Source organism: Terriglobales bacterium (assembly GCA_035487355.1).
In the GTDB taxonomy this organism is placed as follows: domain Bacteria; phylum Acidobacteriota; class Terriglobia; order Terriglobales; family Acidobacteriaceae; genus QIAW01.
Window position 1 is genome coordinate 107,647 of record DATHMF010000086.1, and the last position, 18,836, is coordinate 126,482.

Consider the following 18,836-nt stretch of genomic DNA (forward strand, 5'->3'; position numbering starts at 1 on the left):
GGCGCGGCATCGGCGGGAACTTTCTGCGGCGGCAGCGCGTATATGAGGCTGAAGGTGAACTACACTCTGTCTTTGTCTTGATTTGAGAGGTGTTGCTATGAAGAAGATCTTTTTAGCGCTATCGGTTTTGCTGGTCCTGACCTTGCCCGCGGCAGCGGATGACTGGAAGAAGGACTACACCATCTCTGGAAAACCCGAGGTGCGTCTGAGCACCGGAGACGGTTCGGTGGAATTTATTGTTTGGGAGCGCAAACAGGTGAGCGTATCGGTTCACACCGAAGGCTGGCAGATCGGCTCAGACGGTGTAAGGATTGAAGAGCACCAGTCTGGAGACCGGGTCGAGGTGACGGTCCACACTCCGCATGAGGGCTGGTTTTGCCTGTTCTGCAACCGCTCCATGCATGTGACGGTGAACCTGCCGCAGGAGGCGAACCTCGATCTTCATACCGGCGACGGCTCCATCAAAGGCTCACGCGTCCACGGCAACCTGGACCTCAACACCGGAGATGGCTCGATTCGTATTGAAGATGCCGATGGCCAACTGTCGGCGCACACCGGCGACGGAGGCATTCATGTTGACGGCAGGTTCGACGCTTTGAAGATCGAAACCGGCGATGGCAGCATTCACGCTGAAATCAATCGAGGATCAAAGATGGTAAGCTCCTGGTACCTGCACTCGGGCGATGGCAGCATTGAGCTCCGTTTGCCGGAAGGTTTCTCGGCCAACCTGGACGCCCACACCGGCGATGGCAGTATCAACTCCGACCTTTCTGCGCTGACGGACGAAGATAAACACAATCACACCTTGCGAGGCAAACTGAACGGCGGCGGTCCGCTGCTCGAGCTGCGCAGCGGAGATGGGTCGATTCATCTGGGGAAGAATTAGAGCGGGGTTGTTTCGGATCGGGTGGGGGCCCCCCTTTGCCAGCTTAGGGGTAATCTGTAAGTTATCCATGACCCATGACCAAAATTTGGCACAAAGAAAATGACCAAGCGATCTTGAGGGACCCCACCCCCTTGCGCGCTTGGGGTGAAAGTCGTAAGTCATTCATAATCAATGAGAGATAGGAATGGCTGCGCTAGTAACAAATGGGGTTTGGAACAAGGGTTTTGTTTACTTCGCGGTAAACTTAAAAGAAGTTTCGAGTTTCCAGTTTCAAGTTTCGAGCGACACCCAAAACTCCTTTTCAATAAATTTTCAAAGATCCATAAGGAGGCCAAAGCCTCCGCATTCTGGGTGCTGGATACACTTCCAAGCCCATGATGACCCAAGATTTATCAGAAAATCAATAGTTTGATACCACTTTGGTGCCAGGGGAAGAATCAGAACTCAATTTACCGCGGAGGCGCGGAGACACGGAGAAAGTTAGTACCTTCATAAGCGCGGTATCCGTAATCATCTCACCAAATCACTCTGACAACGTCTAAGCAGGCTGGAGGCTAGGGGGGATGACTGCAGATTCTGCACCTAGAGCATCGGGGAAGCCGCTCCAGTTTGCTACCCACATCGGCGCGAGCTAGGCCGCTTCCAGCAGTTCTGTATGGCGGGGCGAGCTTCCGATAAGACCACACTAATCGTTAGGTACAGATGATAATGCGCTCTGTTCTTCCCGGTTTGTGGATACGCCAAAGAACTTCCGAATGCGCGGTCCACACCGGTAGACGCCGGCGCCCGACGTCGACGGCTTCACCCCGGACCAGCAGTTCTTCATCGCCTGGGAACAGGTCCGCGGCGACGAGGAGCGTCCGGAGTTCGCGCGCAAGATGATCCAGGGCGACGAGCACCCGGTGGCGAAGTACCGCGTCATCGGACCGCTCTCGAACATGCCGCCATTTGCCAAGGCGTTCTCGTGCAAGGCAGGCTCGGCGATGGTCCGCCTGGCCGAGAAGCGGTGCGAAGTCTGGTAAATGCAGATGCAGAATGGGCCGCCCTCAAAAGTGCACCCCCTGACTCTTCGCACTGATGCCGTACTATCTTCTTAGGCGAATCTGTGTTATACGGACCGTTGAAGCGCCCCGGAGGGCCAATGGATGACTCGCGAGCCGGGCGGGCAACGCAGGCGTTTCGGGAAGGCGTGACCCTCTGGAAGGTCCACAAGGATCGGCACGGGGCGGTCGAGAAGCTTTCTCTTTGCCTTAGCCTCGTGCCGGGTGTGCCGGAAGCACTCTACAACCGAGCCCTCATCCTCGCCGAGCTCGGCGAGGATGATCGAGCTGTTCAAGATCTCAGAGCCCTGGAAGCCAGCGGAAGCCCCCTCGCGCAGCAACTCGCCACACTATTTGATGTTCACGCCCAGGCAACCGTCTCCATTGGCGTCAAGAAGCTTAGGGATGGCGCTGTCGCCGAAGCAGTTGAGCTGTTCACGCGCGCAAGCGTCTTTGCGCCGGATAACCCGGTACCCTACAACAATCGTGGCTTGGCCCTCCGCGCGGCGGGCGACGATGTCGCGGCGTTGAAGGACCTCGACACGGCGGTGCAGCTTGGCTGGCAAGGGGAGCACTATCTCTTCGACACGGCAGGACCAGCCGATGAGTAGGCGCCGCACCCGCGTGCCCATTTGCGCGACCAGGCGAATGGGGGATTTTCTGTTTCCCTTTTTGACCTGGTTGAGTACGCGTAGCAGTGGCATTACTCAAGAGTCCCGGAATTTTCTCGCGAGGATGCTGGATTCCAAATCCCCGGCCTAGCAAAGCTAGGCGCGGGGCACCCCTGCAGTGTTTCGGATGGGCCACCCGCCCAGAATGGGCCGCGACTGTGATCGTCAGTGGCCGATGTTGAATCAACGGCATGAGTTCTGTAGACATGCGGTCTCCTTTTTTATTCTGTCGCGTACCAATCCCATACGCGGCACACGCGCAGGTATTCAGAATCGCGATTTTTGTGGCGAGGCGAAAGCTCAGACGGTCCGGCTATGACCACTGAGGCCAATTCCGAACAGACGTACGTAGGAAGTCTCGGCGGGAGGGTGCTTATTGAATGATGTGTGAACTTACGACGTTGTGACAACGTATACGCACGACGGCAGGGTGTTCATACCGAAGAACGTCGCAGCCAAGTTCGGACGACGACTTATTTGGGTTTAGGCTTTTGGAACTCCTCCACGAGCAGAACCCAGTCCCACTGATCTCCGGCTCGTCTGCCACCAGCTCGGATGAGGTACAGATCCACACTTTGGCCTTTCGAGAGTTCCTTCTCCAGGTATGGACTCACCTGCTTCTGTACCGGCAGCCAGTATTCTTTGCCGTCTTGGACAAACAGCAGCTCGGTTTCATATAGGGTCGTGTAGTTTGAATCTGCGGTGTAGGATCTGCTCCACTGGGCAATAAAATCCTGTTTTTCGGCAGAGATGGGTCTTGACAACCCGACATACGTCACGCCAACTCGAGAGGGCAGAGTGTCTTTCGCCAGAAAGACCCTAGTGCTGGTCGAAGCACCGACGGCTTCGATGTTCTGTTGGATAATTTCCTTTAGGGTTCGTGGCTTGAAGTCCTTCCACGGAAAAGTCTGAGCGCATAGCAGGCCTGTTAGAACAAAACATAAGGGAGCAGCGCGTAGTCTCCACTTTTTCATTTTGGTTCCGTTACCCATGCAGAGGCATTGCGATCTCCGCAAAACAAGTAAGCCGTTGTAAGCCGCCTCAGTGGTTTGTTCGCCTCAGTATACGTTATTAGCGTGGCTTTAATGAAATGGCCCTAGCTCGGCCTCGGGGGCCGGTTTCAGACCGCTCTGTCTCCTATCCCAAATACCTCTTGACTTCCAGTAATTACTGGTTTATCTTAGGCGAACAAAAGGCGAAAATATGCCGGGCTCTTCCCTATCCTTCTTCGAACCCCTCCCCCAGGAGAAGCTGGTAGGGATTGCCCGGCTCGCCTCTTTGGGCGACTCCATCAAGCAGGGGCACAAGATTGAGTACTTTACCCTGCCCACCCGCTCCATTCTCAACCGCTGCACCTCGAAGCGGGGTATGCCTTTTACTTGGACCATCAACCCTTACCGAGGCTGCGAGTTTGCCTGCAAATACTGTTATGCGCGTTACACCCATGAATTTATGGAGATGCGCGACGGCCTGGATTTTGAGCGCAAGATTTATGTGAAGCAGAACGCAGGATGGCTGGTGCGGCAGGAGCTGAAGCATGTCCGCAAAGGAGAGGGCATGGCCATGGGTGCGGCCACCGATCCTTATCAGCCGGCTGAGCGCCGTTACGAGGTTACGCGCGCCATCCTGGAAGAGCTGGCGCAGCATCACGGGCTTGCCCTGGGGATTGTGACCAAATCCACGCTGATCGTGCGCGATGTTGAGCTGCTGCGCAAGTTTGCCGCGAACAACGATCTCTGGATCCAGGTTACGGTCACCACCATGGATATTCAACTGGCAAGAATTCTGGAGCCGCGGGCGCCGAGGCCTGATCTGCGCATGCAGACGGTCCGCGAACTGGCTAACGCCGGGTTGAGTGTAGGAGTCAACTGCGCACCCGTGCTGCCGGAAATCACAGATTCGGTTGCCAACCTGGAATCGGTCATCGTTGCCGCGCGCGAGGCTGGAGCGCACCGTATCCACGCCAATCCTCTGTATCTGAAGCCGTGCTCGGAAAAAGTCTTTATGCCCTTTTTGGCAGAGCAGTTCCCCCACTTAGTTGAAGGCTATAAACAACGCTATGCCAAGGGCGCGTTTCTTTCCAAGTCGTACCACCAGCGTGTCTCCAAGCTCATGGAGCGCCTGCTGCAGAAGCACAACTTTCAACATAAGCGCCGCGAGCGGCGGGCGTTTGTGGAGAGGCAGGAACAAGACGAGCAGATGGGGTTGTTTTGAAGGTTCCGGCTCTAAGAGGTATCAAAGTGGCATCAACCCGTTGGTCTTTGAGGAATTTTAGTTCATCATCTGCTAGAGCTATTTCGGCCATCTTTTTGCAGGTTGTCAGCGCGTCCGCTCAGAAGAAGAGGAGGAGAAAGGTACGAGGGACTATCTGAAGTAGTCTCGATTTTCAGCCCGTAAGTCGTTGAATTAAAGTGGGTTGTAGCTGGTGGGACTACTCCAAGTAATACCCCCACCCCCCACTATCTGACTCGATAGAACAGAGAATGTTTGTTAATCAAATGTATGAGTACTGGACCGAGATACCCTCTCATCCTGCTACAATTTTCCTTATGAACCCGCAGACGCCATTTACGACCGTTGAAGAGGCGATTGCAGAGATCCGCGCCGGACGCATGGTCGTAGTCGTGGACGACGAAGACCGCGAGAACGAAGGCGACCTCACCCTGGCGGCGGAAAAAGTTACTCCTGAAGCCATCAACTTCATGGCTAAGTATGGCCGCGGACTTATCTGCCTGGCGCTTACCGAGGAGCGGCTGGATTACCTGCGCATCGGCCCCATGACTGCCTTCAACGACTCGCCCTACGGCACGGCATTCTGCGAGAGCATCGAAGCGCGGGCGGGGGTCACTACGGGAATTTCCGCACATGACCGCTCGCGTACGATTCAGGTGGCGGTTGATCCTCAATCACGGCCCAGCGATTTGGTGCGTCCTGGACACATATTTCCTCTGCGCGCCCGCAAAGGCGGCGTGCTGGTGCGCGCCGGCCAAACCGAAGCCTCCGTTGACCTCGCACGGCTGGCTGGGCTGGTGCCTGCCGGAGTGATCTGCGAGATCATGAATGAAGACGGCAGCATGGCGCGCGTGCCGCAGCTTGTAGAGTTCTGCCAGAAGCACAATTTGAAGATGCTGACGGTCGCGGAGCTGATCCGCTATCGAATTAAGAACGAACGCTACGTTCACCGCGCAGGCGAAGCCCTGCTGCCGACGCCCTACGGCGAGTTCCGCATGATTGCCTACGAGAGTGAACTCGATCACGAGTTCCACATTGCCCTGTTGCGGGGCGATCCGGCAGAGTTTGGTTCACGCCCGGCCCTGGTGCGTATGCATTCCCACTGCCTCGTGGGCGATGTTTTTGGCGCGACCTGGTGCACCTGCCAGGCGACCATCGCACACTCCCTGAAGATGATCGCGGAGCACGATCATGGCGCCCTGATTTATCTTCATCAAACCTCCAAGGGATTTTCCATCGAAAAGGTCGGCGACAAACCTATGCTGGCGTTTCATCGCGAATCCCGCGAGCCGTCGCTCCCCGACCATCAGCGCAAAACGCAGCGCGAAATTGGAATCGGGGCACAAATTCTCTCGGACTTGGGAATTAAAGAAATCCGCCTGCTGACAAATCATCCTCGCCGGGTGGCGGGCCTGGAGGGCTATGGCATCCGCATCATCGAACAGGTACCCATTCCCGTGGGCCAGGCGAAAGACGCAGCTTCAACGCGTTCTTGAAGCTATTGGCTCATCAGGGCGTGGCCGCTGCGCCGGCAAATTCACTCTCAGCTCGTCTTGCGCGCAACCACATTGCTTTCGTGAATGTAATACTGCGCTGAACAGGTGTTGGAGCCACAAATGACGGCAAAGAGTCCGGCAAGCTGCTTGCGCGTCACCAGACCCAGCGTGCCGCACTCGGGACAAGCCAGCACCGCCCAATAAGGGTCCTCGCCTTCACCCATGTCGCCGGCGTTTTCCAGCACGAAGAGAGTGCCGGGCTGCATTTGTTCGGGGATCCACTCGCTCAGAAAGTTCAGTTCCTGCACCATTCACCACCTCCAGTACCCAAAAAGACCAAACTTCTACCTACCGCTCACGCCGAATTTTTTCGCCGTGAACGAACCCAGTTTGCAGAACGAACAGATTTCTTATTGCGAAAATCCTTCCCTCGTATATCGGCGCGCACCTGCCGCAATGTATCGGAGAGGCAAATTGTCAGCAGCGGTTGCCGCGCGTTCTTCAGGATGTCAATCACCTGGCGCGTGGATGTCTCCAGATAAATGTGTTTTCCATCGGTCAGCAGATGCACATCAGCGCTGTTGCTGAGGGTTTCTACCAGACGCTTGCCCAGCTCGCGTTGCAGGAAGCGCAGCACGGTGCGCACCCGCTGCAGTGAGAAGCCTTTGCGGCGCAGCTCGCAAATCACGGAAATTTCCGTGAGATCAGCGAATGAATAGAGCCGGCAGCGGCCCTGACGGGCAGGAGAGACAATCCCCTGCTCATCCCACCATTGCAACTGCCGCGGTGAGATGCCGGTCAACGCAACGATCTCCTGTGAAGTAAACTCCTGCATCTTTCATCCTTATGCTGCCAGTTCAACCATTTTTTGTACTTCTTGTTTAAAACACAAAATACATAAAATGTTTTAAACATTCTAGAGCGGGAATGTTGAGAGTCAAGAAGTATTTAGGGCAGTATACCTGTGGTTACCGGGGATTTACGATTTACGAAGTACGATTTACGATTTGTTTAGCTGTAGACATCTATTTCCCTAATGAACCTGATCATCAATGGAGAGCGTCGCGAATTCTCTGAGCCATCCCTGGCTCTTTCAGCCCTCATCATCGAAAAGCTTGGAATGAAGGGCGACCGGGTTGCGGTGGAACTCAATCGAGAGATCATCCGCCGCGACCACTGGGAATCTACCCTTCTGAAGAATGGAGACCGCCTGGAGATCGTCCACTTTGTTGGCGGAGGCAAATCGTAAATCGTACTTCGCAAATCGTAAATCTAGATTGAGTGTTGTGGAACTGCGGTTGCCTGCTTCTTGAGCCGGAACTTGCGGGTGGAGTGGCGCTGCTCGCAGGTGGCCTGCACAAGTACCGCGGCCTCGGCTAAATCGGACTCATCCAAGAGAATCTTCATTTCCGCCAGGCCTTGCTCATTAGTGGTGGTCTCCGAATAAATAGGAGCATCGCTGGCGATATGCAGGCGCGAGGTAAGCTGCGCGCCGGTTACCGGCTCACCCTGGCGGGTCACTTTGAATTTCATCAAAATCGAATTGTCCTGATAGACCGCGTCGGCGTTCAACCAATGCAAGGAGAGCCCATCACCGTGCTGGCTGGCATCCTGAATTTCCGCCCCTTCACGAGCCAGCGACTGCGTAGGCGCAAACAAGGTATTAATGTTGCCGGCACGGATGGTATCAATCACATTTTTGTGCTGGATTTTGAGCAGCTCGTGCATCTGCTCATCAGAAAAATCGGGCTTGACCACCCAATCGGCATAAGAGGTGGCGTGCTTGCCGATGCAGCGCCCGCGCACGAACACCTGGGTTTGCAGAAGCAGGTCGGCCTGCCGCGCCTCGCTCTGGACGTGGTACACCACATCCTCATATTTTATGTCGGTATTAAATCCGAAAATCATATTTCTAAGGGCTCCGCAACGCTACGCTGCTGCGCCCTCGCACTTTGCTCGCGCTGCACGGCGCTCGCTCCGTGCTCACCCGTTTCTACCACCGGCGCCCCCTTTGAGCCCATATTGATGCCGGAAAACCGCCGGAACCTTTAGGAATCCTCTGTACTGCAAGCTTTCATCATATTTTAACTCGCCTTGGAATGGCTGCAGCAGAAACTTGACACCCTCCAACGCAAAAAACTAAACTCAAAAGTTTGCTACTTGTTAGTGGCGCTCAGTATATACAGCTCTTCATATGCCGGACAACTATTTCGCCCCTTATTTGCCGTTGCTTATCCATATACTCTTCGCCGGGGGTATTGCGGCGGGAATGGTCATGCTTTCTGCCCTTTTGGGCAAGCGCCGTCCCACGCGGGCCAAAATGACCCCATATGAGTGCGGCATATTGCCCACCGGAGACGCTCGCGGGCGCTTTACAGTCAGGTTCTACCTCGTAGCTATGCTGTTTATTTTGTTCGATGTAGAGGCAGTTTTCCTCTATCCATGGGCGGTCATCTACCGAGAACTGAGCGATCCCAGGACATACGGAACCAGATTTTTTGGTTTCGTCGAAATGCTGGTGTACATCGGAATTGTGCTGGTCGGCTTCTTCTATACATGGAAGAAGGGCGTTCTGGACTGGAACAAGCCGGAAGGAGAAGACACCTAATGTCGCTCTCCCCCGCAGTTACCGACCTTAGCCAGTTAAAGGACATGCCTGCTGTCGCCCGCCTCACAGATGTAAAGAGCAGTGCCGTGCAGGGCGCGAAGTTCGACCGCGACGAGCTTTCAATCTACGTAGACGGAGCCTTCATTCGTGAAGCCTGCGCGCTGTTGCAATCCGACCCGGAAACCAAGTTCAATTTTCTTTCGGATATCACTTGCGTGGATTTGTATCCCAGCGAGCCGCGCTTTGAAGTCTGCTATCACCTGCTCTCGCACACACGCAAAGAGCGCGTGCGGCTGAAGGTCAAGCTGGCAGGAAACGACCCCAGCGTGGAATCCATTACTTCGGTCTGGCCGGCCGCCAATTTCTTTGAGCGCGAAATTTTTGATCTCTTCGGAGTACGCTTCGAGGGCCATCCTAACCTGCGGCGCATCCTGATGCCGGAGGATTGGGAAGGCCATCCGCTGCGTAAAGATTATCCCGTGGAGGGTTATCGCTAATGGCCCACCTGCCTGGAACCGGAGTCGCTCAGCTCGACGTCACTGAAAGCACCATGATTCTCAACATGGGGCCGCAGCACCCCTCTACGCATGGCGTGCTCCGGTTGTTGCTCGAAATTGACGGCGAAAGCGTGGTGCGCATGGCGCCCGATATCGGATACCTGCACACCGGAATCGAAAAAACCTGCGAAGCCAAGTTCTACCAGCAAGTCGTGGTACTGACCGACCGCATTGATTATCTTTGCCCCATGACCAATAACCTCTGCTACGTGCTGGCAGTGGAAAAACTCCTGGGACTGGAGATACCACCGCGCGCGCAGTGGATGCGGGTGATGCTCAACGAGCTGACACGCATTGCCTCGCACCTGGTCTGGCTGGGAACACACGCACTCGATATCGGCGCGATGACAGTGTTTCTATACTGCTTCCGCGAACGTGAAGAGATCTTGCGCATCTTTGAGATGGTCAGCGGACAGCGCATGATGACCTCCTACTTCCGGGTGGGTGGTCTTGCTCTGGATGCACCCCTGGGATTTTTTGAAAAAGTAAAAAAGTTCGTGGATATCTTCCCGTCGCGGGTGGATGAATACGAAGGATTGCTGACCGGCAACCGCATCTGGATCGAGCGCCTGAAAGGCGTGGCCCATCTTTCCGCAGAAGACGCGATTTCGCTGGGTGTCACCGGCCCGGCGCTGCGCGCCAGCGGCGTTGATTGGGACCTGCGCCGCGACATGCCCTACACTGGCTACGAAAACTTCAAGTTCAAAGTACCGGTCTCGCAAGATGGCGACGTGTGGGCGCGTTATGTATGCCGCGTGCGGGAGCTGCGCGAATCCATTGGGATTGTGAAGCAGGCGCTGGAGGGAATGCCCGCGGGGCGGGTCAAAGCTGACGCTCCGAAAGTAGTTCTCCCCGACCGGGAAAAGATGAAAACGCAGATGGAAGCGCTCATCTATCACTTCAAGATTGTGACTGAGGGCTTTACCGTGCCGGCCGGCGAAGTTTACCAGGCAATCGAGTCGCCGCGCGGCGAAATGGGTTACTACATCATGAGCGATGGCACCGCTAAGCCATATCGTGTGCACATGCGCTCGCCTTCGTATGCCAACCTGCAGGCGCTGAACACGATGTGCGAAGGCAAGTTGATTGCAGACGTGGTGGCTGCTATTGGCAGCATTGACATTGTTTTGGGTGAGATAGACAGATAATGGTGATTTCGGAAAAACTCGATAAGTTCTTCGACGAAAAAATAAAGGAATACCCGACACGGCGCTCCTTCCTCGTTCCCATGCTGCTCTATACGCAAGACGAGCTTGGGTATCTGCCTGACGAAGCCATTGCTCACCTCGCGAAAAAGACTGATCTGACCGAACTGGAGGTGCGCAACGTCATCAGCTATTACTCGCTGCTGCGTACCAAGCCCATGGGCAAGTACCACATCCAGGTTTGCACCAACATCAGTTGCATGCTGCGCGGTGGAGAAGAAACCTTCGAGCACTGCCGGCAAAAGCTCGGCATCGGCCACAAACAGAAGACGGCCGACGGTTTGTTTTCACTGGAAGAAGTTGAGTGCATCGGGGCCTGCTCCTGGGCTCCGGCGGTACAGGTGAATTATGACTTTCACGAGAACCTGACGCCGGAAAAGCTGGACCGGGTTCTGGAAGATTACAGGAAGAAGCAATCAATTTAGTCATTGAATCATCGGGTCATTGAATCATTGAAAATCAATGAATCAATGATCCAATCAAACAATGACTCAATATAAAAATGGCTGATCTGGTATCACATCCCGACGAAGTTAGAGTGGTCTCGAACCGCTTCGGCAAAGGCGCAACCAGCCTTGATCGCTACCTGGAGCTCGATGGCTACAAAGCCGTGCAGAAAGCGCTCAAGATGAAGCCCGAGGAGATCATCAACGAGGTCAAGACCTCGAACCTGCGCGGGCGCGGCGGCGCAGGCTTCTCTACGGGCATGAAGTGGTCGTTTGTGCCCAAAGAGGCGAGCAAGCCCAAGTATGTGCTGGTGAATGGCGATGAGAGCGAACCCGGCACCTGCAAAGACCGCCTTATTCTGGAGCACGATCCGCATGCTGTGATCGAAGGCGTCCTGATTGCCGGCCTGGCAGTGGGCGCGCAGACGGGTTACGTCTACATCCGTGGCGAGTATCGCTACCTGGTGGACATCATGCGCAAGGCGCTGGCTGATGCCTACGCGCGCGGCTTCCTGGGCAAGAACATCTTCGGCAGCGGGCGCGAGTTCAACGTCTACTGGCATACCGGCGCGGGCGCATACGAAGTGGGTGAAGAGTCGGCGCTGATGGAATCCCTGGAAGGCAAACGCGGCATTCCGCGCATTCGTCCTCCGTTCCCTGCGGTCGTCGGTCTCTGGGGCGGCCCAACCGTGATCAACAACGTAGAGACGCTGGCTTCTGTGCCGCACATCATCATGATGGGCGGACAAAAGTTTGCCGATCTGGGCACACCCAAGAACGGCGGCACACGCCTGTTCTGCCTGAGTGGACACATCAACAAGCCAGGCGTTTACGAGCTGCCGTTGGGATATCCGCTTAAGAAAATGATTTATGAAGTGGGCGGTGGGATTCCTGGCGGGAAAAAGCTGAAGGCGGTCGTGCCTGGAGGCTCATCCACTTTTGTGCTTACCGCCGAAGAAGCCGAGCAGCTCAACATGGACTTCGACACTTTTGCGAAGCGCGGCGAATTTCTGGGCTCGGGCGGCGTGGTGATTCTGGATGAAGACACCTGCATGGTCAAGTTTGCCCTGCGCATCATGAAGTTTTACAAGCATGAGAGCTGCGGGTGGTGTATCCCCTGCCGCGAGGGCACAGATTGGCTGGAAAAGACATTGACGCGCTTTCACTCCGGTGGCGGTTTGAAGAAGGACATAGACAACATTAAATACCTGGCGCAGAACATGCTGGGACGTACCTTCTGTCCGCTGGGCGATGCCGCCGCGATCCCGACGATATCCATTGTGGATAAGTGGCGCAAAGAGTTTGAGGACCACCTGGAAGGCAAGCCGTGCCCGTTTGATCCAAAGGGAGCGGTAAGCCAGTTGCCAATATTGACTCATTGAACCATCGGGTCATTGAGTCATTTGAACAAATGACCTAATGACTCAATCGCACGATCGCAAAATTTTATGCCTGACGTAAACATTACCGTTGACGGAAAAAAGATCACCGCGCCTGCGGGCACGCTGCTGATTGAGGCCTGCAAGACTGCGGGAATCGAAGTCCCATCGTTCTGTTACTACCCCGGCCTGTCGTTGCAGGCCGCATGCCGCATGTGCGTGGTGCGCATCGAGAAGATGCCCAAGCTACAAACCGCCTGCACCGTTCCCATCACCGACGGCATGGTAGTCATTACGGAGAGCGATGAGGTCAAGCAGGCGCGCAAAGCCACGATTGAGCTGCTGCTGGGTAACCATCCGCTGGATTGTCCGGTGTGCGACGCTGGCGGCGAGTGCGAGTTGCAGGACATGACCTTCAAATACGGCGCGGCCGAATCGAAGTTCATGGAGGCCAAGCAGCACAAGGAAGAACAGCAGTGGTCGCCGGTAGTGTTCTTCGACCGCCCGCGCTGCATCCTGTGTTATCGCTGCGTGCGCGTCTGTAACGAAGGCATGGACGTGGCTGCGCTGGGCATCCAGAACCGCGCGGCCAACTCGGTGATCGCTCCCAACAAGGGAGACCACCTGGAGTGCGAAGAGTGCGGCATGTGCATTGATATCTGTCCGGTGGGCGCTCTGACCTCTGGCGCCTATCGCTACAAGACGCGGCCGTGGGAGATGAACCACGTGGGCACCACCTGCACGCATTGCGGGGATGGCTGCAAGACCACGCTGGGCGTCCGCCGCGCCGATACCGGAATGCAAATCGTCCGCGGAGACAACCGCGACAAGAGCGGCATCAATGGAGACTTCCTTTGCATCAAGGGCCGCTACGCCTTCGATTTTGCTAATCACGAAGACCGCCTGCAGCAACCCCTGATTCGCAAAGATGGACGCCTGGTCCCAGCCTCGTGGGAAGATGCGCTGGAGTTTGCCGGCAAGAAATTGCGTGAAACCGTGGACCAGCACGGTGGCACGAGCGTGGGCGTGATCGGATCAAACCGCACCACGAACGAAGAAAATTATCTGTTGCAGAAGTTTGCCCGCATTGCGCTGAAGACCAACAACATTGATCATCACCGCACGGCAGATTATCCCGGCTTTGCCAATGCGGTTGCAGGCAAGAGCAACGTCACGGCCACGATGCGCGACGTGCTCACCGCGCCGGCGATTCTGCTGATTGGGAATGACCCGACTGAACGGCATCCGCTGCTGGCATGGCAGATACGCACTAATATTCGTCTGAACGGCGGACGCCTGTACGTCATCAACTCGCAAGAGATCAAGCTGCTTCGCCAGGCAAGCGCATCCGCAAAAATCACTGCCGGCACTGAAGGCAAGGCCGTCAGCTTCCTCGCAGGAGATGACAAAGCCGTAGACGCAGCCTCGCGCCAGGCGCTTTCCACGTTGCGCGACAAAGTTCGCGCCGAGCAAAATTTGGTTATCATCTTCGGCTCTGAGCTGCGCGGCGCAGATATCGCTACCCTGGTGAAGTTCGGCTCGTCGCTCACAGGGGCAAAATACATTTGCCTGGGTGACTACGCCAACTCCCGTGGCGCTGCCGATATGGGCCTGTATCCCGATTTACTGCCCGGCTATGCGTCTCTGGGCCAAGGGCAGCGTTTTGCCGACGAGTGGCAATCCGACTTCCCTTCTGAGCCAGGCCTGAGTATTCAGCAGATGCTCTTGGCCGCAACCAGCGGAAAATTAAAAGCACTGTACGTTGTCGGCTCGAACCCAATTGCTCGCTATCGTACAGATTCGCTCGGTCCGGCCAAGCCGTTCCTCATTGTGCAGGATATGTTCCTCACCGAGACCGCGACCCTGGCCGACGTTGTTTTGCCGGCGGCTTGCGCCTACGAAAAATCAGGGACATTCACCAACACATGCGGCGACTTGCAACTGGTCAACAAAGCAGGAGACTTTGCCGGGTCGCGTCCTGATTTTGAAATCATCGTGCACATCGCCGACCGCATGGGCTTCAATGTGCGCCAACTGGTCCCGTTTGGCGGGGCCACTCGCGCAGATATGGGCCAATCGCGTGGAGCACAATCGGGTGAAGCTGATCAGCATGCCGTCTGGCTGCGCGCCAATAATCTGGAGCCCAAACTCAGCCCGTTCGATCCAGCGGCGATTCTCGATGAGATTCAGCGCCTGGTGCCCGGCTATCAGACTCATCAAATTTCGCGCCTGAACCTGCTGGCGGGAAATGACGTGCACACAACGGCGCTAGAAACCAGCGCAGGCGGGGCGAAGTCGGATGCGCAGGCCATCGTGCCGGCGGAAGATAATTTGTTTGCTTCAGGAACGTTGGGGCGTTACTCCCAGATATTGAATTCGGTGGTGGAAAGCCGGCGCACGGAACCCGTGCCGCCTGCATTGGCTGGAGACTAAGAAAGATTCGTTCGCTAAACACTCGATGCTCACTTATATCGTAATTGCGGCAATTAAAAGCCTGGTTCTCATCCACGTTCTGCTCGGAGCTGTGGCCTACACCGTTTGGCTGGAGCGCAAAGTTGTAGGACGCATTCAGAACCGCTGGGGACCAACGCGCGTTGGTCCATTTGGCCTTTTGCAACCGATCGCGGATGGAGTGAAGTTCATTCTGAAAGAGGACCTCACACCGCCCTACGTTTATAAGCCATTGTTCATTCTGGCGCCCTTTCTTGCGGTGGTCATGGCGTTGACCTCAATTGCGGTGATCCCGCTGGGTGGTCAACTCCCGCTCGGCCGTTGGAGCACAGGCCTGCAGATAACTTCGACTGCCGATGGAACGGGAGACATCAACATTGCGCTCCTGATCCTGCTGGGTGTGACTTCGATTGCGGTCTATGGCATAGCTCTGGCGGGATGGTCGTCGAATAACAAGTATTCCCTGCTGGGCTCGCTGCGCGCCAGCGCCCAGATGATCAGCTACGAGCTTTCTCTTGGCCTTTCACTGGTAGGCGTGCTGCTGCTGGCTGGATCGCTCAGCCTGCGAAAGATCGTAAACACGCAATCGGGTGGACTTGTTCACTGGTATATTTGGCCGCAGTTGATCGGATTTTTTATTTACCTGGTCTCCGCCTATGCTGAGACCAACCGAATTCCTTTCGACTTGCCGGAAGCGGAAACGGAACTGGTGGCGGGTTATCACACCGAGTACAGCGCTATGAAGTTTGCCATGTTCTTCATGGCGGAATACGCCAACATGTTCACGGTGGCCTGCGTTGCGACGCTGCTATTTTTTGGCGGATGGTCCGAGCCCTGGCCCGGGCTCACACCACAGTCTTTGCCGCCGCTTGTGAAAGCGCTTGCGCCACTGTTCTGGTTTGCATTGAAGGTTTTTGTTTTCATCTTTGTGTATATCTGGGTGCGGGGCACGCTGCCGCGCTTCCGGTATGACCAATTGATGGCATTCGGCTGGAAATTCCTTTTGCCGCTGGCAATTGCGAACATTATCATCACCAGCTTCATTGTTGCTTGGCAGTCTTAAAACCTCGTACCCATGTTGCATCTGATATTGTTTTTCATCTTCGCGGCGGTGTGCATAGCAGCAGCAATCAACCTGCTGGCACAGAGCCATCCCATTAACAGCGCACTTTCGCTGATTGTGGTCATGGGGTCGCTGGCGGTGCTCTACCTGCTGTTGGGCGCCGAGTTTGTGGCCGCCATCCAGATCATCGTTTATGCCGGCGCTGTCATGGTGCTGTTTGTGTTTGTCATCATGCTGCTCAACGCGGGCACAGAAGAGCACAGCGGCAAGAGCTATGTTGCCTGGTTTATCGGCATTCCGAGCGTCATCGCGCTGGCTGCGCTGGTGGTTTACAGCCTCCTGCTTCACCAGGGGCAAACTGGAAACGCTTCTGTCAGTTCGAATTCGATGATCGGCTCCGTGCAGGAGATCGCGAAGCTACTCTTCGGCAAGTTTCTGCTGCCGTTTGAGGTGACATCGGTGCTGATCCTGATCGCCATCATGGGTGCGGTTGTGCTGGCCAAGAGAGGAGACAACTAATCATGGTCCCATTGTCCTATTACCTGGGATTGAGCGCAGTTTTGTTCTGCCTGGGCGTGCTGGGCTTTCTCATCAGGCGCAGCATCATCACCATCTTCATGTCCATCGAGCTGATGCTGAACGCAGTGAACCTGTCGTTTGTTGCCTTCGGCGCCTACTTGCACACGCTGAACGGACAGGTTTTCGTCTTCTTTGTGATGGTGGTGGCTGCAGCCGAGGCCGCCGTCGGCCTCGCCATCATTATCGCCGTCTTCCGCACGCGTGAGACTTTGAACGTTGACCGGGTCAATTTGCTGAAACTATGAACCACAACGAACCGAATTTATATCTGTGGCTTATTCCGCTGCTGCCGCTGGCCGGCGCCGCTATCAATGGACTTTTTGGACGCCGTTTTCCCAAAAAGGTCGTGGCGACGGTTGGATTGGTTTTTGTGGCTGCAGCCTTTCTCCTCTCTGCGTGGGCAAGCTGGCAGCTTACTCATCTGCCGCTGAAGATCCCTCACATTGAAGAGCACTTGCCCTGGATTACGGCGGGAGGGGATTTCCGGGTTGATTTTTCTTTTTACCTCGACCAGCTTTCGATGGTGATGATCCTGGTGGTGACTGGGGTCGGCTTCCTGATCCACGTTTACTCGGTCGGATACATGGAGCACGAGGGCGGCTACTACCGCTTCTTCTCGTATTTGAACCTCTTCATGTTCTTCATGCTCACCCTGGTGCTCTCCAGCAGCTATCTGCTGATGTTTGTGGGCTGGGAGGGCGTGGGCCTGGCGTCGTATCTGCTGATCGGGTTCTTCCTCACAAAAGACTCGGCGGCCAACGCAGGGAAAAAAGCATTTATCGTGAACCGCATCGGCGACTTCGGCTTTCTTATCGCCATGTTCCTGATGTTCCAGAAATTTGGCTCGCTGAACTTCAGTGATGTTTTTAGTAAGGCTTCCAGTCTACCGGTGGAAACCGCCGGCGGGGTTGGCATCCTGACCGCCATTGCCCTGCTGCTGATGCTGGGTGCTACCGGCAAGTCGGCGCAAGTTCCTCTGTATGTATGGCTGCCGGACGCAATGGAAGGCCCCACACCGGTCTCCGCGCTGATTCACGCCGCCACCATGGTGACCGCAGGCGTGTACATGGTAGCGCGCTCCAATGCTATTTTCAGCCGCTCACCTCTCGCCCTCGTCGTAGTTGCCATCATCGGCTGCGTAACCGCGCTGTTTGCCGCGACCATTGGCATGACGCAAACCGATATCAAGCGCGTCTTGGCTTACTCCACGATCTCGCAGTTGGGATACATGTTCCTGGCCTGCGGTGTAGCGGCATATTCGGCGGCAATCTTCCACCTGATGACGCACGCCTTCTTTAAAGCGCTGCTCTTTCTCTGCGCCGGTTCGGTCATTCATGCCCTCGGCGGCGAGCAGGATATGCGCAACATGGGTGGCCTGCGCAAGAAAATCCCTGTGACTTTCTGGACCATGACGATAGGGACCTTTGCGATTGCGGGATTCCCTCCTCTGGCTGGGTTTTTCAGTAAAGACGAAATCTTGTGGAAGGTCTGGGCAAACGGCTATAAGGCCCTCTGGGTCGCAGCAATCATCACTGCCGGAATCACATCGTTTTACATGTTCCGCCTGTGGTTCATGACTTTCTTTGGTGAGCGGCGTGAGGCCGAGCACGGTGCCGGACACGACAATCATGGACATGCAAACAACGGAGACCACGTGCATGAGAGTCCGCTGATCATGCTGGTGCCCCTGATGATACTGGCGTTCCTCTCTTTCACAGGGGGATGGGTGAACATACCTAAAGCTTTGGGCGGCAACAATCACTTTGACGAATTCCTGTCGCCTGTGCTGAGCACAGGGACGATGTCGGCAGAGCCAGAAAACCCCAGCCTGGAGGTAACTCTAGCCATCACCTCAGTGGCCGTCGCCTCTGTTGGGTTGTTCCTAGCCTGGCTGTTCTATTGCAAACGCCGCGATTTGCCCGACAAGTTTGCCGCTGCGCTCAACGGTCTCTACACACTGGTGCGCGATAAATACCGCATAGACGAACTCTATAACTGGCTTTTTGTCCAGCCAGTGGTAGAAGGCTCGCGCAAGCTGCTGTGGCAGGAAATTGACGTGGGCACGATTGACACGCTGGTGAATGAAGCCGCTGATAGCGCCCAGCTTGTCTCCAATGAGGCGCGCAAGATGCAGTCGGGCAATATTCGCTCCTACGCTGGATGGGTGGCGCTAGGGGCCGCAGCCGTAGTGGCCTACATGATCTGGGTGGGATTGCGATGACC

The 18,836-nt window shown here is 55.7% G+C and carries 19 protein-coding genes and 1 pseudogene; 16 read left to right on the top strand and 4 right to left on the bottom strand.

Annotated features, from left to right (window positions below; all coding sequences use genetic code 11):
* Positions 1-97 precede the first annotated feature (97 nt).
* The 3 genes and pseudogenes from VK738_15855 to VK738_15865 all read left to right on the top strand — a co-directional run bounded on the left by VK738_15855 (position 98) and on the right by VK738_15865 (position 2,537).
* Positions 98-886: a DUF4097 family beta strand repeat-containing protein gene (locus VK738_15855; GenBank protein ID HTD24133.1), complete on the top strand. Its 789-nt coding sequence runs from the start codon at positions 98-100 to the stop codon at positions 884-886.
* Between the two features lie 791 nt (positions 887-1,677).
* A pseudogene (locus tag VK738_15860) lies at positions 1,678-1,908 on the top strand (M13-type metalloendopeptidase).
* 119 nt (positions 1,909-2,027) lie between these two features.
* Positions 2,028-2,537 carry a hypothetical protein gene (locus VK738_15865; GenBank protein ID HTD24134.1) on the top strand — a complete coding sequence of 170 codons (510 nt, stop codon included), beginning with the start codon at positions 2,028-2,030 and terminating at the stop codon, positions 2,535-2,537.
* 533 nt (positions 2,538-3,070) lie between these two features.
* Here VK738_15865 and VK738_15870 read toward each other — a convergent pair.
* Complete coding sequence (locus VK738_15870; GenBank protein HTD24135.1) at positions 3,071-3,571, bottom strand: hypothetical protein; 501 nt, start codon at positions 3,569-3,571, stop codon at positions 3,071-3,073.
* Positions 3,572-3,800: 229 nt separating this feature from the next.
* Here VK738_15870 and VK738_15875 point away from each other — a divergent pair, with 229 nt between their 5' ends.
* Both VK738_15875 and ribB read left to right on the top strand, forming a co-directional pair.
* Complete coding sequence (locus VK738_15875) at positions 3,801-4,811, top strand: radical SAM protein (protein ID HTD24136.1); 1,011 nt, start codon at positions 3,801-3,803, stop codon at positions 4,809-4,811.
* Between the two features lie 269 nt (positions 4,812-5,080).
* Complete coding sequence (gene ribB, locus VK738_15880) at positions 5,081-6,325, top strand: 3,4-dihydroxy-2-butanone-4-phosphate synthase (protein HTD24137.1); 1,245 nt, start codon at positions 5,081-5,083, stop codon at positions 6,323-6,325.
* Positions 6,326-6,372: 47 nt separating this feature from the next.
* Here ribB and VK738_15885 read toward each other — a convergent pair whose 3' ends face one another.
* Both VK738_15885 and VK738_15890 read right to left on the bottom strand, forming a co-directional pair.
* Positions 6,373-6,636: a hypothetical protein gene (locus tag VK738_15885; GenBank protein HTD24138.1), complete on the bottom strand. Its 264-nt coding sequence runs from the start codon at positions 6,634-6,636 to the stop codon at positions 6,373-6,375.
* Between the two features lie 44 nt (positions 6,637-6,680).
* A complete protein-coding gene (locus VK738_15890; GenBank protein ID HTD24139.1) occupies positions 6,681-7,160 on the bottom strand; it encodes a MerR family transcriptional regulator in 480 nt (159 codons plus the stop codon).
* Between the two features lie 201 nt (positions 7,161-7,361).
* Here VK738_15890 and thiS point away from each other — a divergent pair, with 201 nt between their 5' ends.
* Positions 7,362-7,574: a sulfur carrier protein ThiS gene (gene thiS / locus VK738_15895; GenBank protein ID HTD24140.1), complete on the top strand. Its 213-nt coding sequence runs from the start codon at positions 7,362-7,364 to the stop codon at positions 7,572-7,574.
* Positions 7,575-7,597: 23 nt separating this feature from the next.
* Here thiS and VK738_15900 read toward each other — a convergent pair whose 3' ends face one another.
* Entirely contained in the window at positions 7,598-8,233 is a 636-nt protein-coding gene (locus VK738_15900; protein HTD24141.1) for a hypothetical protein, read from the bottom strand.
* A gap of 286 nt (positions 8,234-8,519) precedes the next feature.
* On the opposite strand from VK738_15900, the gene ndhC reads away from it, so the two are divergent.
* The 10 genes from ndhC to nuoL all read left to right on the top strand — a co-directional run bounded on the left by ndhC (position 8,520) and on the right by nuoL (position 18,834).
* Positions 8,520-8,933 (top strand): NADH-quinone oxidoreductase subunit A, encoded by a 414-nt coding sequence (gene ndhC, locus VK738_15905; protein ID HTD24142.1) that lies wholly within the window; start codon positions 8,520-8,522, stop codon positions 8,931-8,933.
* A complete protein-coding gene (locus tag VK738_15910) occupies positions 8,933-9,430 on the top strand; it encodes an NADH-quinone oxidoreductase subunit C (GenBank protein HTD24143.1) in 498 nt (165 codons plus the stop codon). The genes ndhC and VK738_15910 overlap by 1 nt, the downstream gene beginning before the upstream one ends.
* Positions 9,430-10,638 (top strand): NADH dehydrogenase (quinone) subunit D, encoded by a 1,209-nt coding sequence (gene nuoD, locus VK738_15915; GenBank protein HTD24144.1) that lies wholly within the window; start codon positions 9,430-9,432, stop codon positions 10,636-10,638. The genes VK738_15910 and nuoD overlap by 1 nt, the downstream gene beginning before the upstream one ends.
* Positions 10,638-11,120, top strand: a complete 483-nt coding sequence (locus VK738_15920) for an NAD(P)H-dependent oxidoreductase subunit E (protein HTD24145.1) — start codon at positions 10,638-10,640, stop codon at positions 11,118-11,120. Before nuoD ends, VK738_15920 begins: the two co-directional genes overlap by 1 nt.
* Positions 11,121-11,197: 77 nt before the next feature.
* The gene (nuoF, locus tag VK738_15925) at positions 11,198-12,523 is read left to right on the top strand and encodes an NADH-quinone oxidoreductase subunit NuoF (protein HTD24146.1); all 1,326 of its coding nucleotides are present in this window, start codon (positions 11,198-11,200) and stop codon (positions 12,521-12,523) included.
* A gap of 66 nt (positions 12,524-12,589) precedes the next feature.
* On the top strand, positions 12,590-14,953 hold the full coding sequence (gene nuoG / locus VK738_15930; GenBank protein ID HTD24147.1) for an NADH-quinone oxidoreductase subunit NuoG: 2,364 nt from the start codon (positions 12,590-12,592) through the stop codon (positions 14,951-14,953).
* A 25-nt stretch (positions 14,954-14,978) separates the two neighbouring features.
* Positions 14,979-16,034: an NADH-quinone oxidoreductase subunit NuoH gene (gene nuoH / locus VK738_15935; protein ID HTD24148.1), complete on the top strand. Its 1,056-nt coding sequence runs from the start codon at positions 14,979-14,981 to the stop codon at positions 16,032-16,034.
* 12 nt (positions 16,035-16,046) lie between these two features.
* Complete coding sequence (locus VK738_15940; protein ID HTD24149.1) at positions 16,047-16,553, top strand: NADH-quinone oxidoreductase subunit J; 507 nt, start codon at positions 16,047-16,049, stop codon at positions 16,551-16,553.
* 2 nt (positions 16,554-16,555) lie between these two features.
* Positions 16,556-16,858, top strand: coding sequence for an NADH-quinone oxidoreductase subunit NuoK (gene nuoK / locus VK738_15945; protein ID HTD24150.1), 303 nt, complete (start codon positions 16,556-16,558; stop codon positions 16,856-16,858).
* A complete protein-coding gene (gene nuoL, locus VK738_15950) occupies positions 16,855-18,834 on the top strand; it encodes an NADH-quinone oxidoreductase subunit L (GenBank protein ID HTD24151.1) in 1,980 nt (659 codons plus the stop codon). The genes nuoK and nuoL overlap by 4 nt, the downstream gene beginning before the upstream one ends.
* Positions 18,835-18,836 lie beyond the last annotated feature (2 nt).

What these genes read in the sequence shown, in the direction of transcription:
- VK738_15855 (HTD24133.1), top strand. Translation starts at nt 98, where the DNA reads ATGAAGAAGATCTTTTTAGCGCTATCGGTTTTGCTGGTCCTGACCTTG.
- VK738_15865 (HTD24134.1), top strand. Translation starts at nt 2,028, where the DNA reads ATGGATGACTCGCGAGCCGGGCGGGCAACGCAGGCGTTTCGGGAAGGC.
- VK738_15870 (HTD24135.1), bottom strand. Translation starts at nt 3,571, where the DNA reads ATGAAAAAGTGGAGACTACGCGCTGCTCCCTTATGTTTTGTTCTAACA.
- VK738_15875 (HTD24136.1), top strand. Translation starts at nt 3,801, where the DNA reads ATGCCGGGCTCTTCCCTATCCTTCTTCGAACCCCTCCCCCAGGAGAAG.
- ribB (HTD24137.1), top strand. Translation starts at nt 5,081, where the DNA reads ATGTTTGTTAATCAAATGTATGAGTACTGGACCGAGATACCCTCTCAT.
- VK738_15885 (HTD24138.1), bottom strand. Translation starts at nt 6,636, where the DNA reads ATGGTGCAGGAACTGAACTTTCTGAGCGAGTGGATCCCCGAACAAATG.
- VK738_15890 (HTD24139.1), bottom strand. Translation starts at nt 7,160, where the DNA reads ATGCAGGAGTTTACTTCACAGGAGATCGTTGCGTTGACCGGCATCTCA.
- thiS (HTD24140.1), top strand. Translation starts at nt 7,362, where the DNA reads ATGAACCTGATCATCAATGGAGAGCGTCGCGAATTCTCTGAGCCATCC.
- VK738_15900 (HTD24141.1), bottom strand. Translation starts at nt 8,233, where the DNA reads ATGATTTTCGGATTTAATACCGACATAAAATATGAGGATGTGGTGTAC.
- ndhC (HTD24142.1), top strand. Translation starts at nt 8,520, where the DNA reads ATGCCGGACAACTATTTCGCCCCTTATTTGCCGTTGCTTATCCATATA.
- VK738_15910 (HTD24143.1), top strand. Translation starts at nt 8,933, where the DNA reads ATGTCGCTCTCCCCCGCAGTTACCGACCTTAGCCAGTTAAAGGACATG.
- nuoD (HTD24144.1), top strand. Translation starts at nt 9,430, where the DNA reads ATGGCCCACCTGCCTGGAACCGGAGTCGCTCAGCTCGACGTCACTGAA.
- VK738_15920 (HTD24145.1), top strand. Translation starts at nt 10,638, where the DNA reads ATGGTGATTTCGGAAAAACTCGATAAGTTCTTCGACGAAAAAATAAAG.
- nuoF (HTD24146.1), top strand. Translation starts at nt 11,198, where the DNA reads ATGGCTGATCTGGTATCACATCCCGACGAAGTTAGAGTGGTCTCGAAC.
- nuoG (HTD24147.1), top strand. Translation starts at nt 12,590, where the DNA reads ATGCCTGACGTAAACATTACCGTTGACGGAAAAAAGATCACCGCGCCT.
- nuoH (HTD24148.1), top strand. Translation starts at nt 14,979, where the DNA reads ATGCTCACTTATATCGTAATTGCGGCAATTAAAAGCCTGGTTCTCATC.
- VK738_15940 (HTD24149.1), top strand. Translation starts at nt 16,047, where the DNA reads ATGTTGCATCTGATATTGTTTTTCATCTTCGCGGCGGTGTGCATAGCA.
- nuoK (HTD24150.1), top strand. Translation starts at nt 16,556, where the DNA reads ATGGTCCCATTGTCCTATTACCTGGGATTGAGCGCAGTTTTGTTCTGC.
- nuoL (HTD24151.1), top strand. Translation starts at nt 16,855, where the DNA reads ATGAACCACAACGAACCGAATTTATATCTGTGGCTTATTCCGCTGCTG.